Source organism: Pseudomonas sp. SID14000 (assembly GCF_002165135.1).
Lineage (GTDB): Bacteria > Pseudomonadota > Gammaproteobacteria > Pseudomonadales > Pseudomonadaceae > Aquipseudomonas.
On sequence record NZ_NFZQ01000009.1, the window covers coordinates 289,696 to 302,678 of the forward strand.

At 63.0% G+C, this 12,983-nt stretch carries 14 protein-coding genes; 5 read left to right on the forward strand and 9 right to left on the reverse strand.

The features are described from left to right. Positions 1–173 precede the first annotated feature (173 nt). Positions 174–878, forward strand: a complete 705-nt coding sequence (locus CAY82_RS15885) for a lipoate--protein ligase family protein (protein ID WP_087502059.1) — start codon at positions 174–176, stop codon at positions 876–878. On the opposite strand, the gene crp is transcribed toward CAY82_RS15885, so the two are convergent. Continuing rightward, positions 875–1,519: a cAMP-activated global transcriptional regulator CRP gene (gene crp / locus CAY82_RS15890; RefSeq protein WP_087502060.1), complete on the reverse strand. Its 645-nt coding sequence runs from the start codon at positions 1,517–1,519 to the stop codon at positions 875–877. The genes CAY82_RS15885 and crp overlap by 4 nt on opposite strands. A gap of 192 nt (positions 1,520–1,711) precedes the next feature. Here crp and CAY82_RS15895 point away from each other — a divergent pair, with 192 nt between their 5' ends. Then, positions 1,712–2,140, forward strand: coding sequence for an OsmC family protein (locus tag CAY82_RS15895; RefSeq protein WP_025337475.1), 429 nt, complete (start codon positions 1,712–1,714; stop codon positions 2,138–2,140). Positions 2,141–2,258: 118 nt separating this feature from the next. Here the strand turns inward: CAY82_RS15895 and CAY82_RS15900 are convergent, their stop codons facing one another. The 6 genes from CAY82_RS15900 to hemJ all read right to left on the reverse strand — a co-directional run bounded on the left by CAY82_RS15900 (position 2,259) and on the right by hemJ (position 6,685). Continuing rightward, positions 2,259–3,299, reverse strand: a complete 1,041-nt coding sequence (locus CAY82_RS15900; protein ID WP_087502061.1) for a DUF2157 domain-containing protein — start codon at positions 3,297–3,299, stop codon at positions 2,259–2,261. A gap of 10 nt (positions 3,300–3,309) precedes the next feature. Further along, positions 3,310–3,957, reverse strand: coding sequence for a 2-polyprenyl-3-methyl-6-methoxy-1,4-benzoquinone monooxygenase (gene coq7 / locus CAY82_RS15905; RefSeq protein WP_087502062.1), 648 nt, complete (start codon positions 3,955–3,957; stop codon positions 3,310–3,312). A 65-nt stretch (positions 3,958–4,022) separates the two neighbouring features. Then, positions 4,023–4,361: a histidine triad nucleotide-binding protein gene (locus CAY82_RS15910; protein ID WP_063914599.1), complete on the reverse strand. Its 339-nt coding sequence runs from the start codon at positions 4,359–4,361 to the stop codon at positions 4,023–4,025. Positions 4,362–4,424: 63 nt separating this feature from the next. Beyond that, the gene (locus CAY82_RS15915) at positions 4,425–5,207 is read right to left on the reverse strand and encodes an SDR family oxidoreductase (protein WP_087502063.1); all 783 of its coding nucleotides are present in this window, start codon (positions 5,205–5,207) and stop codon (positions 4,425–4,427) included. Between the two features lie 67 nt (positions 5,208–5,274). Continuing rightward, positions 5,275–6,231: a nitronate monooxygenase family protein gene (locus CAY82_RS15920; RefSeq protein WP_087502064.1), complete on the reverse strand. Its 957-nt coding sequence runs from the start codon at positions 6,229–6,231 to the stop codon at positions 5,275–5,277. A gap of 28 nt (positions 6,232–6,259) precedes the next feature. After that, positions 6,260–6,685 (reverse strand): protoporphyrinogen oxidase HemJ, encoded by a 426-nt coding sequence (gene hemJ / locus CAY82_RS15925; RefSeq protein WP_003258833.1) that lies wholly within the window; start codon positions 6,683–6,685, stop codon positions 6,260–6,262. Between the two features lie 141 nt (positions 6,686–6,826). Between hemJ and argC the strand changes: the two genes are divergently transcribed. Together argC and erpA are read left to right on the forward strand one after the other, a co-directional pair. Then, positions 6,827–7,861 (forward strand): N-acetyl-gamma-glutamyl-phosphate reductase, encoded by a 1,035-nt coding sequence (gene argC, locus CAY82_RS15930; protein WP_087502065.1) that lies wholly within the window; start codon positions 6,827–6,829, stop codon positions 7,859–7,861. 146 nt (positions 7,862–8,007) lie between these two features. Further along, positions 8,008–8,358 (forward strand): iron-sulfur cluster insertion protein ErpA, encoded by a 351-nt coding sequence (erpA, locus tag CAY82_RS15935; RefSeq protein ID WP_015268740.1) that lies wholly within the window; start codon positions 8,008–8,010, stop codon positions 8,356–8,358. Positions 8,359–8,417: 59 nt separating this feature from the next. On the opposite strand, the gene CAY82_RS15940 is transcribed toward erpA, so the two are convergent. Both CAY82_RS15940 and CAY82_RS15945 read right to left on the reverse strand, forming a co-directional pair. Next, positions 8,418–9,509, reverse strand: a complete 1,092-nt coding sequence (locus CAY82_RS15940) for an anhydro-N-acetylmuramic acid kinase (RefSeq protein ID WP_087502066.1) — start codon at positions 9,507–9,509, stop codon at positions 8,418–8,420. Positions 9,510–9,513: 4 nt separating this feature from the next. After that, positions 9,514–10,935: a peptidoglycan DD-metalloendopeptidase family protein gene (locus CAY82_RS15945; protein ID WP_087502067.1), complete on the reverse strand. Its 1,422-nt coding sequence runs from the start codon at positions 10,933–10,935 to the stop codon at positions 9,514–9,516. A 213-nt stretch (positions 10,936–11,148) separates the two neighbouring features. On the opposite strand from CAY82_RS15945, the gene tyrS reads away from it, so the two are divergent. Then, the gene (gene tyrS, locus CAY82_RS15950; RefSeq protein WP_087502068.1) at positions 11,149–12,348 is read left to right on the forward strand and encodes a tyrosine--tRNA ligase; all 1,200 of its coding nucleotides are present in this window, start codon (positions 11,149–11,151) and stop codon (positions 12,346–12,348) included. Positions 12,349–12,983: the final 635 nt, after the last annotated feature.

Below are 12,983 nucleotides of genomic sequence, written 5' to 3' on the forward strand. Positions count from 1 at the left end.
GCCGGCCTTAATGCCGGCTTTTTTGTAGGCCTGTATGGCCCTTTCGCGGCGGTCCGACACTTCGGTAAAACCCGCTCCCACAGGATGGTCACTGCCTTTGGGATCTGCGATATCCCTGTGGGAGCGGGTTCGCCCGCGAAGAGACCGGTGAAAACAACAACATAGGTGGATCAATGACCGATCAACCCCTGGCCCTGACCGTAGAACAAGGCCTGCACGCCGAACAGGAATTGCTGGCCGCCGTCTGCCGCGGCGAGCGCGACAGTGGCGTGCTGTTCTGGCGCCCGACCGACCACGCCCTGGTCATGCCCCGGCGCATGAGCCGTCTGGACAACTTCGAAGCCGCCTGCGCGGAGCTGGCGATTGCCGGCTGGCCGGTGCTGCTGCGCGAAACCGGTGGCGAGCCGGTGCCGCAGTCACACTCCACGGTGAACGTTGCCCTGGTCTATGTCGCCCCGCGCAGCGAAGGCGACCATGGCCGTATCGAAAACGCCTACGAGCGCCTGTGCCTGCCGCTATGCGATGTGCTGCGCGAGTGGGGCGGGGTGGCGTCGGTGGGCGAAATTGACGGTGCCTTCTGCGATGGCCGCTATAACGTCAACCTCAATGGTCGCAAACTGGTGGGCACCGCCCAGCGCTGGCGCCAGGGGCTGGGCGGCAAGCGCCCGGTGGTGCTGGTGCACGGTGCGCTGCTGCTGGACAACGAGCGTGAATCGATGGTGGCGGCGGTCAACCGTTTCAACGAGTGTTGCGAGCTGGAGCAGCGCTGCCGCGCCGATGCGCACATCGCCCTGCACGAAGTGGCGCCTGCGGCCCCATGGTTCGAGCGGCTTTCGCAGGCCTATGCCAAGGTACTGGCCGACCTGCCCAGGGACTAGCGGGTACCGTAGACCACCATGGTCTTGCCTTTGACCTGCACCAGGCTGCGTTCTTCAAGGTCTTTGAGGACGCGGCCGACCATTTCCCGCGAGCAACCGACGATGCGGCCGATTTCCTGACGGGTGATCTTGATCTGCATGCCATCGGGGTGGGTCATGGCGTCGGGTTGCTTGCACAGTTCCAACAGGCAACGGGCGACACGCCCGGTAACATCGAAGAACGCCAGGTCGCCGACCTTGCGCGTGGTGTTGCGCAGGCGCTGGGCCATCTGGCTGCCCAGGGCATAGAGGATTTCCGGGTCCTGGCGCGCCAGTTCGCGGAACTTCTCGTAGCTGATTTCGGCTACTTCGCATTCGGTCTTGGCACGCACCCAGGCACTGCGCTGTTGTTCACCCTCGACCGGTTCGAACAGGCCCAGCTCGCCGAAGAAGTCGCCATTATTGAGGTAGGCGATGATCATTTCATGGCCATCGTCGTCCTCGATGAGGATGGTGACCGACCCCTTGATGATGAACGACAGTGTCTCGGCCCGGTCGCCGGCGCAGATGATGTTGCTTTTGGCGGTATAGCGGCGGCGCTGGCAGTGCACAAGCAGCTTGTCGATGTTCTTGATCTTGGCGGGTAGTGCGGAGGCAATCATCACGAAATCCTGTTCGATACGACGCATAGGCCTTTTTATAGAGGTTGGCTGGCGATGGGCGCCAGTCATTTGGCGCCAGCTTATCAGACACTGCAGGATGTTTCGGTACTAAACCGACACGACTCGTACTTTTCCCACAGCTGCGCAAGGTCTAAGCTGACACCCTTTTTTGATAATCAGGAGTCCAGGTAGATGAAGGCACGTATCCAGTGGGCCGGTGAGGCGATGTTCCTCGGCGAATCGGGGAGCGGCCATGTCGTCGTGATGGACGGCCCGCCCGAGGCCGGCGGCCGTAACCTGGGCGTACGCCCGATGGAAATGCTGTTGCTGGGCCTCGGTGGCTGCAGCAGCTTTGACGTGGTCAGCATTCTGAAGAAGTCGCGCCAGGCGGTGGAAAGCTGCGAGGCGTTCCTGGAGGCCGAGCGTGCCAGCGAAGATCCGAAGGTGTTTACCAAGATCCACATGAACTTCGTGGTGAAGGGACGTGGGCTGAAAGAGGCCCAGGTCAAGCGTGCGGTGGAGCTGTCGGCGGAGAAGTATTGCTCGGCTTCGATCATGCTCGAGCGTGCCGGGGTTGAGATTACCCACGGGTACGAGATTGTAGAGTTGGGTCAAGGCTGACATTTTGGGGCCGCTCCACGCCCCATCGCGACACAAGGCCGCTCCTACAAGGGATCGCGTACCACCGTTAGGACCGGCCTTGTGTCGCGAAAGGGCCGCAAAGCGGCCCCGGCGATCTTCAGTCGCGCAGGGCCGGAAGGGTCGACCGCAACCATTGCGGCAATCCGTTTCTCAACGCTTGGCTCAGCCGCTCCCGCCGCTTCTGGTAAACCAGCCCCAGCCCGATAACCCCCAGTCCGATCAGGGTCACCACCACCGGGAACAGCAGCGAGTCGGCAAACACCTCGTATGACAGGTACCCCAGGTAAGCCGCCACCCCCAGCGCCCCAAACACCATGAACACAGGCCGGCGCAACAGCACCGCCATGCCCATCAGGGCAATATTGATCAGGCAGTACAGGGCCTTGCCCAGCTCGCTGCCGCTGTCCACCAGCGTCAGCCCGCCCCAGAATGCCGTCAGCCCGGCCAAATAACCCCAGTGGGCGTAGTCTTCGTGCGTGCGGCCGTCTACCCCGACGAACACCACCAGCAACCCCAGCCCGAACCATAACGAAACCTCGCGGCGTTGCTCCCAGCTGAATGGCGAGCCGAAGAACCATTCACTCAGGTCCATCGACATGAACCACAAGGCCACGGCAATCGGCATGACGATGAACGGGTAGGGGATCAGCCGCAGCATCAACAACCCGGCAAGCACCGTGGCTGCTTCCATTGCCAACCAGCCGCCCTGCACGTAGGTGTAGTACTGGTGATAGTTTGCCTGCGCATCATCCATCGGCCACCAGCCGGCCAGCCGTTCGATGGCGAACACCGCCAACGGCACGATGCTGACTGCCACCGCCGCCAGCACCCCGGCCGCGACGGGCTGTACGCGCCGTTGCAGGTTAACGGCGAACAGCGTGAGCAGCAGAATATAGAGGCTGGCGATGACCAGCAGCGCCCAATCGCCGATGCGCATCCAGGCTTCGGTGAGCAACCAGCCCATGGCAGCCATGATCAGCATGGCGCCGAAGTAGAAAGCGACATGGGCCAGCTGGAAACTGCCACGTTGTGCCGGTTGCTGGCGCAGGAAAGCCAGCAGGGCCTCGTCCTGGCCCGGCTGGAGAATGCCGGCTTGCACGGCGCGCGCCAGGTCCTTGGCGTCGAAACGGTCCGTCATGGTGATGCCTTCAGATACGGTAGGTGCTCTTGGTCATGACCTTGGCCAACAGGCTCATGCCAAAGCGAACAGGGGCGGGGAAGCGATAACCGCCGGCTTCCAGTGCGGAATCGGCGTGCTGTTCCTCATCGATGCGCATCTGCTCAAGGATGGCCCGGGACTTTTCGTCTTCCTGCGGGATCTGCTCCAGGTGCTCGTCGAGGTGCTTGCACACCTGGTGCTCGGTGGCAGCGACGAAGCCCAGGCTGACCTTGTCACTGACCAGCCCGGCGAGTGCGCCGATGCCGAACGACATGCCGTAGAACAAAGGGTTGAGTACGCTGGGGTGGCTGTTCAGCTGGCGAATGCGCTGTTCGCACCAGGCCAGGTGGTCCACTTCTTCCTCGGCGGCGTGTTCCATGGCCTTGCGCACTTCGGGCAGCTTGGCGGTCAGGGCCTGGCCCTGGTACAGCGCCTGGGCGCAGACTTCACCGGTGTGGTTGATGCGCATCAACCCGGCAACATGGCGTGCTTGCTGTTCGTCCAGGTCGACGTCCGGCTGGACGATGGCAGGCGATGGACGGGCGGGTTGGCCGCTGAAGGGCAGCAAGGTGCGCATGGCGGTGTCGGCCTGCAGCAACAAGCGGTCGAGCGGCGAGTAGTGACGTTCGGTAGCCATCGGGCACCTCCGCAAGAATGTGCCCGACAGTTTACCGCAATAGTGGCAGGGTCGCTTGCCGTGGATCAGCCCGGTGGCCAGTGCATCTGGCGCTGGCCAAGCACGTGCATGTGGATGTGGTAGACGGTCTGGCCGCCCTGCTCGTTGCAGTTCATGACCACGCGGAAGCCGTCCTCGCAGCCAAGTTCCTTGGCCAGGCGCTGGGCGGTGAACAGGATGTGGCCAGCCAGGCCTTTGTCTTCTTCGGTCAAGTCATTGAGGGTGCGGATGTGCTTTTTCGGGATGACCAGAAAATGCACCGGCGCCTGGGGGGCGATATCGTGGAACGCCAGTACCTGGTCGTCCTCGTAGATAATCTTCGCCGGGATGTCCCGGTTGATGATCTTGATGAATAAATCGTCCACAACACTTGCTCCATGGTGAGGGTCGGGCCGAGTGTACTCAGCCGGGCGCTGCTCGCCCAGTGGCTATTCCATGCCGATCGGGCAATAGCGGCGGTGGATGGCCCCGGCCAGCTTGCGCAGCAGCCAGCGCGGCAGCAGGCGCGGGACGAACGCCAGCCAGCGGTTGCGCCGGCCGGGCAGGATCAGTGCGCGGTTCTTGTCCAGTGCACGCACGGTGTACAGCGCCACTTCCTCAGGGCTTAGGCAACGCGGCTTGCCATCTAGCCGCGGAATGCGCCGGCGCGAGGAGCGTACCGGGCCTGGGCACAGTACCGAGACCTTTATGCCGGTGCGCTTGAGTTCTTCGCGCAGGGCCTGGGAGAAGCTCAGCACATAGGCCTTGCTGGCGGCATAGGTGGCCATCCACGGGCCAGGCGCCACCCCGGCCAGGCCGGCGACGTTGAGGATCTGCCCGCCGCCCTGCACGGCCATCAGGTTGCCGATGGCGTGGCACAGGCGGCTCAGGGCCAGCACGTTGACTTCCAGCAGGTCCTGCTCGTCGGCCCACTCGTGGGCCAGGAATGGCCCGTAGGTGCGCAGGCCGGCACAATTGACCAGCAGGTCGATGCGCCGCTCGCCTTCTTCCAGTTCCAGCACGAAGCCCGACAGGCGCAGCGGCTGGCTGAGGTCGCAGGCACGGAACAGCACCTCGACACCGAAGCGTTGGGTCAGCTCGATGGCCACCGGCTCCAGCGTTTCACGCTGGCGTGCCACCAGGATCAGGTTGCGCCCGCGCCGCGCCAGGGCTTCCGCCAGGGCCAGGCCCAGGCCGCTGGAAGCACCAGTGATCATGGCGTAACGGGTCATGCAAGGCTCCTGGGGGCTGAAGAGGGCGCCTAGTGTACAGCTTGGCCGGGCAAGGTGTTGCCTTTTGCTACAAGGTACGGGCGCGCAGGGCCTGGCAGCGCTGCAGGGCGTCCCGGTACTCGTCACGTAGCCGTTCGATCAGCGCGCTGGCACTGGGCAGGTCGTCGATACCTCCGACCCCCTGGCCAGCCGACCACACGGTCTTCCAGGCCTTGGCTTCGTCGTCGATCGGCTTGAGCTTGCCTTGCTCGTGGCCGCTCTTCAGGGCGTTCATGTCATAGCCGGCCTGCTCCAGGCTTTGGCGCAGGAAGCTGGCAGGTACGCCGGACACCGCCGGGGTGTGGATGATGTCGGCCGCATGGGCATCGAGCAGCATCTGCTTGTAGGCGCCCGGGGCCTGGCTTTCTGCGGTGGCTATGAAGCGGGTGCCCATGTACGCAAGGTCCGCCCCCAGCATTTGCGCAGCGAGGATCTCGTGGCCGTGGTTGAGGCAGCCGGCCAGCAGCAGGGTCTTGTCGAAAAACTGGCGAATCTCCGCGGCCAGGGCGAACGGGCTCCAGGTGCCGGCATGGCCGCCTGCGCCGGCGGCGACGGCGATCAGGCCATCGACACCGGCTTCGGCGGCTTTCTCGGCATGGCGGCGGGTGGTGACATCGTGGAACACCAGGCCGCCGTAACCGTGCACCGCATCGACCACTTCCTTCACCGCGCCGAGGCTGGTGATGACGATCGGCACGCGGTGTTCCACGCACAGGGCCAGGTCGGCCTGCAGGCGCGGGTTGGTCGGGTGGACGATCAGGTTGACGGCATAGGGCGCTGGCGCCTGCAGTTGCACCAGGCCTGCCTCGATTTCCTCCAGCCAGGCCTTGAAGCCGGCGCTGTCGCGCTGGTTCAGGGCGGGGAAGCTGCCGACCACGCCGCTGGCGCAGCAGGCCAGTACCAGCCTGGGGTTGGAGATCAGGAACATCGGTGCGGCAACCACGGGCAGGCGCAGGCGTTGTTCGAGCGAGGCAGGTAGCGACATGGCAAGGCTCCTTGAGCGGGTGGCAATGTCAGAATGGTTTGACCACCACCAGAATTACGATACCCAGCAGGAACAGCACGGGTACTTCGTTGAACCAGCGATAGTAGACGTGGCTGCGGGTGTTGCTGCCGCTGGCGAAGCGTTTGCGCTGTGCGCCGCACATGTGATGGTAGACGGTCAGCAGGATGACCAGGGTCAGCTTGGCATGCAGCCAGCCCTGGCTGAGCCAGCCGGGAGTGAGGTAGAGCATCCACGCGCCGAACACATAGGTGGCGATCATCGCCGGGTTCATGATGCCGCGGAACAGTTTGCGCTCCATGGTCACGAAGCGTTCCTGGCTGATGCTGTCCTGGCTCTGGGCGTGGTAGACGAACAGCCGCGGCAGATAGAACAGGCCGGCGAACCAGCAGACCACGCTGACGATATGCAGCGCTTTGATCCATAGGTAAAGCATGGGGGAGTTCCTTCAGGTATTCACGGTCGTCAGATAGTAGTGGTCAAGCGCCCGAAGGGTCATCCGAAGAGTTGTTACAGGCGCCTTGCGCCCCTATTATCGTGCGCTTTCCAGACGGCTCGTTGATAAGGGGCAAGCGTTATGATCAAGGTCGGTATCGTCGGCGGCACGGGTTACACCGGCGTCGAACTGTTGCGTCTGCTGGCGCAGCATCCACAGGCCGAAGTGGCAGTCATCACTTCGCGCTCCGAGGCGGGCGTTGCGGTGGCGGACATGTACCCGAACCTGCGCGGCCACTATGACGGGCTGGCGTTCAGCGTGCCGGACAGCAAGACCCTGGCCGCCTGCGACGTGGTGTTCTTCGCCACCCCGCACGGTGTAGCCCACGCCCTGGCCGGCGAGCTGCTGGCGGCTGGTACCAAGGTGATCGACCTGTCGGCCGACTTCCGCCTGCAGGACGCCGCCGAGTGGGGCAAGTGGTACGGCCAGCCGCATGGTGCGCCAGAGCTGCTCAAGGACGCGGTGTACGGCCTGCCTGAAGTCAACCGCGAGAAGATCCGCCAGGCGCGCCTGATCGCAGTGCCGGGTTGCTACCCGACCGCCACCCAGTTGGGCTTCCTGCCGCTGCTGGAAGCTGGCCTGGCCGACGCGTCACGCCTGATCGCCGACTGCAAGTCGGGCGTCAGCGGCGCTGGCCGTGGCGCGGCGGTGGGTTCGCTGTTCTGCGAAGCCGGCGAAAGCATGAAAGCCTACGCAGTGAAGGGCCATCGGCACCTGCCGGAAATCAGCCAGGGTCTGCGCCTGGCCGCTGGCAAGGATATCGGCCTGACCTTCGTGCCGCACCTGACGCCAATGATCCGTGGCATCCACGCCACCTTGTACGCTACCGTCGCCGACACCTCGGTCGACCTGCAGGCGCTGTTCGAGAAACGCTACGCCGATGAACCGTTCGTCGACGTAATGCCGGCTGGCAGCCATCCGGAAACCCGCAGCGTGCGTGGTGCCAACGTCTGCCGCATTGCCGTTCATCGCCCGCAGGGTGGTGATCTGGTGGTGGTGCTGTCGGTGATCGACAATCTGGTCAAGGGCGCATCCGGCCAGGCGGTGCAGAACCTCAACATCCTGTTCGGCCTGGACGAGCGCATGGGCCTGTCCCACGCGGGCTTGCTGCCGTAAGCCGCCAGCACCCGAAAAGGCCCGCGTCGTGCGGGCCTTTTTGTTTGTCGCGACTAAAGCCGCACAATTCTTGACCGATTTTCTCGGGAAAGCGGATAATGCGCGTCATCGAGTTTTATGGCGGCTACCGCGCCGGGAGAATCAACATGAGCGTCGAAACCTTCACCCCCACGGCTTTGGAATTCACCCACGGCGCCGCGCAAAAGGTGAAGAACCTGGTTTCCGAGGAAGGCAACGATCGTCTGAAGCTGCGCGTGTTCGTCACCGGTGGCGGCTGCTCTGGATTCCAATATGGCTTTACCTTCGATGAAGACGTGGCCGAAGACGACACCATCGTCGAGCGTGAAGGTGTTTCCCTTGTGGTCGACCCGATGAGCTTCCAGTACCTGGCCGGCGCCGAAGTGGATTACCAGGAAGGCTTGGAAGGTTCGCGCTTCGTGATCAAGAACCCGAATGCTGCTACCACCTGCGGCTGCGGCTCCTCGTTCTCGATCTGAGGCCTGGGCATACGAAAACGCCGCGCAATTGCGCGGCGTTTTGCTTTCTGGCGTAGCGCTCAGGCCGGGTAGATTGCGCCGAGTACGCGCAGGCCCTTGGCCGCTGTCACGCTAGGGCGGTTGGCGGCGATACCTTCCAGGCAACAATGGGCCAGCCAGGCGAAGGCCATGGCTTCGACCCAGTCCGGGTCCACGCCATGGGCACCGGTGCTGGCGACACGGGCGTCGGGCAGCAACTGGCCGAGGCGCGCCATCAGGGCCCCGTTGCGCGCACCGCCACCGCAGACCAGCAACGCTTCGGTGCCTTGCTGGGCGTTGCTCAGTGAGTCGATGATGCTGCGTGCGGTCAGCTCCAGCAATGTCGCCTGCACGTCCTCGTCGCGGTAAGCGGGCAAGCGGGCCAGGTGGCCATCCAGCCAAGGCAGGTTGAACACTTCGCGGCCGGTGCTCTTCGGGCCGCTGCCGGCGAAGAACGGGTCGGCCAGCAGTGCGCTGAGCAAGTCGGCCTGCACCACACCCGAGGCAGCCCACGCCCCATCCGCATCGTAGGCCTGGCCGCGCTTGCGCTCGATCCAGGCATCCAGCAGCACGTTGCCCGGGCCGCAGTCGAAGCCGTGAACCGGCTTGTCGTGCTCGATCAGGCTGAGGTTGCTGAAACCGCCCACGTTGAGGATGGCCAGGCGCTGGCCGAGGTGGCTGAAGAGGGTTTCATGGAAGGCCGGCACCAGTGGCGCACCTTGGCCACCAGCCGCCACATCGCGACGGCGGAAGTCGGCGACCACGCTGATGCCGGTAATCTCGGCCAGCAGCGCCGGGTTGCCGATCTGCACGGTAAAACCGCGTGCAGGTTCATGGCGGATGGTCTGGCCGTGGCTGCCGATGGCGCGGATGGCATCGGCCTGCAGCCCTTGCCCGGCCAGCAGTTGGCGGATGCCTTCGCCTGCCAGGCTGGCCCAGCGGTTTTCTGCCAGTGCGGCGCGGGCGATCTCGTCAGGGCCGCTGCTGCAAAGGCTCAGCAGTTCCTGGCGCAGGTCGCCGGGCATGGGCAGGTAGTGGGTGGCGAGCAGTTCGAGCTGCTCGCCTTGTTTGATCAAGGCAATGTCCAGGCCATCGAGGCTGGTGCCGGACATCACCCCAAGGTAGAGCGCCATGGGCTTAGCGCTTGTTCGCTGCGAGCAGGGTGGCCTTTTCCTGATCCATACGGGCGATCAGGGGCTGGCTCTGCTGCAGGAAACGCTGGCGCTCGTTCCTTGCGATCGGGTCGGCCATCGGCACTTTCTGGCTCAGCGGGTCGACATGCACGCCGTTGACCTGGAACTCGTAGTGCAGGTGCGGTCCGGTGGACAGGCCGGTGGTGCCGATATAGCCGATGATCTGGCCCTGCTTGACCGAGCTGCCGGTCTTGATGCCCTTGGCAAAGCCCTGCATGTGGCCGTACAGCGTTTTGTAGCGGTTGCCGTGCTGGATGATCACGGTGTTGCCGTAACCACCGCGGCGCCCGGCCAGTTCGATGCGGCCGTCACCGGCTGCCTTGATAGGAGTACCGCGTGGGGCGGCATAGTCGACGCCTTTGTGGGCGCGGATCTTGTTCAGGATCGGGTGCTTGCGGCCGGCGGAGAAGCGCGAGCTGATACGGGCAAAGTCGACCGGGGTGCGGATGAAGGCCTTGCGCAGGCTGTTGCCATCGGCAGTGTAGTAGCTGGTGTTGCCCTGCTTGTTGGTATAGCGCACGGCGGTGTAGGTCTTGCCGCGGTTGGTGAAGCGCGCGGACAGGATGTTGCCGGTGCCGACGACCTTGCCGTCCATCACTTTCTGCTCGTAGACCACGTCGAATTCATCGCCGGGGCGAATATCCTGGGCGAAATCGATGTCGTAACCCAGCACGCGGGCCATGTCCATGGTCATGCTGTGGGACAGACCGGCGCGCTGGGCCGAGGCCGACAGCGAGCTTTTGATCACACCATGGGCGTAGGCGGTACGCACCACCGGCTTGCTGACTTCGCGGTTGAAGGTGTAGCCCTTGGCGGTCTTGGTCAGGCGGATGGTTTCGAGGTTGCTGACCTTGCTGTGCAGGCTGGCCAGTTGGCCGTCCTTGTCGAGCTCGAACTGCAATACCTGACCATGCTTGAGCTGGCTGAACTGCTTGGCCTGCTTGTTGCTGGCCAGCAGGTCGTGCACCGTATTGGTCGGCAGGCCGACCTTGGCGAACAGGGTGGACAGGGTGTCACCACGGGCCACGGTGACTTCGCGGTGGCTGGGCTCCTTGGCGGCTTCGACGACCGGTTCGGCAGCAGGGGCATCCTGTTCGGCCTTCTGGGTCTCGGGGGCGGTGTCTTCGATCTGAGCGAATGGCGAGCCTTGCTCACCTTCTGCCTGCACCAGAGGCGCAGCGCGGGATTCGTCCTTCAACTGCTCGGCAGGGCTCTCCAGCTCGAGGTTGAGGGTGGTTTTCTTGGCTTCTACTTCGCTGGAGGGGAACACCAGCAGTGCCAGGCTGAGCAGGGCGGCGATGCCGCTGGCGGCCAACAGATGGCTTTTCGGATAAAGCGGGGGCGCTTTAGGCGGTTCGTTGGTCATGGGCAAGGTGACTTTGAAAAAGGTGAAATGGAAAAGATGAATGACATGATGAAGATGAAATAACTGTATAAAATATAACCAAATCCATTTTCACGCAAGGGCGCGTAGACGCCGCAGGCCCGTGTTCGGGTCACATTCCTTTGCCAAACTTGTAATTGACGGCCGATCTTGTATGGTTGGCTCCCCCTGAATCTGAGCCTTGCGGGTTTGTCTATGAAGTCGGTTGAAGAGCAGCTGGCGCTTATCAAGCGCGGTGCGGAAGAAGTACTGGTCGAGTCGGAACTGGTGGAGAAGCTCAAGCGCGGCCAACCTCTGCGCATCAAAGCCGGCTTCGACCCGACCGCGCCTGACCTGCACCTTGGGCACACGGTGCTGATCAACAAGCTGCGCCAGTTCCAGGATCTGGGGCACCAGGTCATCTTCCTGATCGGTGACTTCACCGGCATGATCGGCGACCCGAGCGGCAAGAGTGCTACGCGCCCGCCGCTGACCCGCGAGCAGGTGTTGGAAAACGCCGAGACTTACAAGCAGCAGGTGTTCAAGATCCTCGACCCGGCCAAGACCGAGGTCGCGTTCAACTCCACCTGGATGGACAAGCTGACCCCGGCCGACTTCATTCGCCTGGCGTCGCAGTACACCGTGGCACGCATGCTCGAGCGCGATGACTTCGACAAGCGCTACACCACCAACCAGCCGATCGCCATCCACGAGTTCCTGTACCCGCTGGTGCAGGGCTATGACTCGGTGGCGCTGAAGGCGGATGTCGAGCTGGGTGGTACCGACCAGAAGTTCAACCTGCTGATGGGGCGTGAACTGCAGCGTGCCTATGGCCAGGAAGCGCAGAACATCGTGACCATGCCGCTGCTCGAAGGGCTCGACGGCGTGAAGAAGATGTCCAAGTCGCTGGGCAACTACGTGGGTATCCAGGAAGCGCCGGGGGTGATGTACAGCAAGCTGGTATCGATCCCGGATACCCTGATGTGGCGCTACTTCGAACTGCTGAGCTTCCGTTCGATGGAAGAGATCGACCAGTTCCGTGCCGATGTTGCCAACGGTGCCAACCCACGCGACATCAAGATCAAGCTAGCGGAAGAGATCGTTGCACGCTTCCATGGCGAGGAGGCTGCGGCCAATGCTCATCGTGCCGCAGGTAACCGTATGAAGGAAGGTGAGCTACCGGAAGATCTGCCGGAAGTCGAAGTGACTGCGGCGGAAAGCCTGCCGATTGCTGCCGTGCTGAACCGGGCTGGGCTGGTGAAGAACTCGGCGCAGGCGCGGGATTTGCTGAGTGGTGGTGCGGTGAAGGTCGATGGTGCGGTAGTTGATCGTGACTTCATGTTTGCATTGGGTGCTACCCATGTGTGCCAGGCGGGCAAGAAGTCGTTTGCGCGGGTTACCTTGAAGGCTGAGTGATTGGCTTTGGGTGTAGCTATATAGAAGCGGGGAGGCCGGTAGGCCTCCCCGTTTTGTTTTTGGGGTTTGGATTTTGATTGTTGGGTGCGTCAGGGCGGCTATGGGCCTGTCTTGGGAGGGGATTGGCTGTGGAAGGTGCCTGTCTTTGCTCCTCTGGTGTCTGTGATATCGAGCGCCGCCCGCGCGGCGCTTCGCGGGGCAAGCCCGCTCCCACATTTGTTGCAACGTGGCCATGTCTGTTAGGCCATGGTTGTCAGCCTTGTTGGTCTGACACAATTTCTCGGCTGCCGCCGCCTCACCAGTCTCAAGACATGCACCAAGGCAGGCAACCATGGCCTGGCAGGTTCGGCACGTTGCAACAAATGTGGGAGCGGGCTTGTCCCGCGAAGCGCCGCGCGGGCGGCGCTCGATCTCATAGGCGCTGAAGGTGTTGTGGCGAGCACCTGGTGGCCCTGACGCGGTCTTTTCCAAAAAGATTCTAAATTATTGAAATTAAAGGTTGACCTCCTGAAAAGCCGCCCTATAATGCGCACCACTCCAACGCGGTAGCGAAGCAAAGCCAGCCACCCTGTTGAGTCAAGTGTTTGAAGCTAAACGAGTTTCTCGCAAAAAACTTCAAAATAAACGCTTGACAG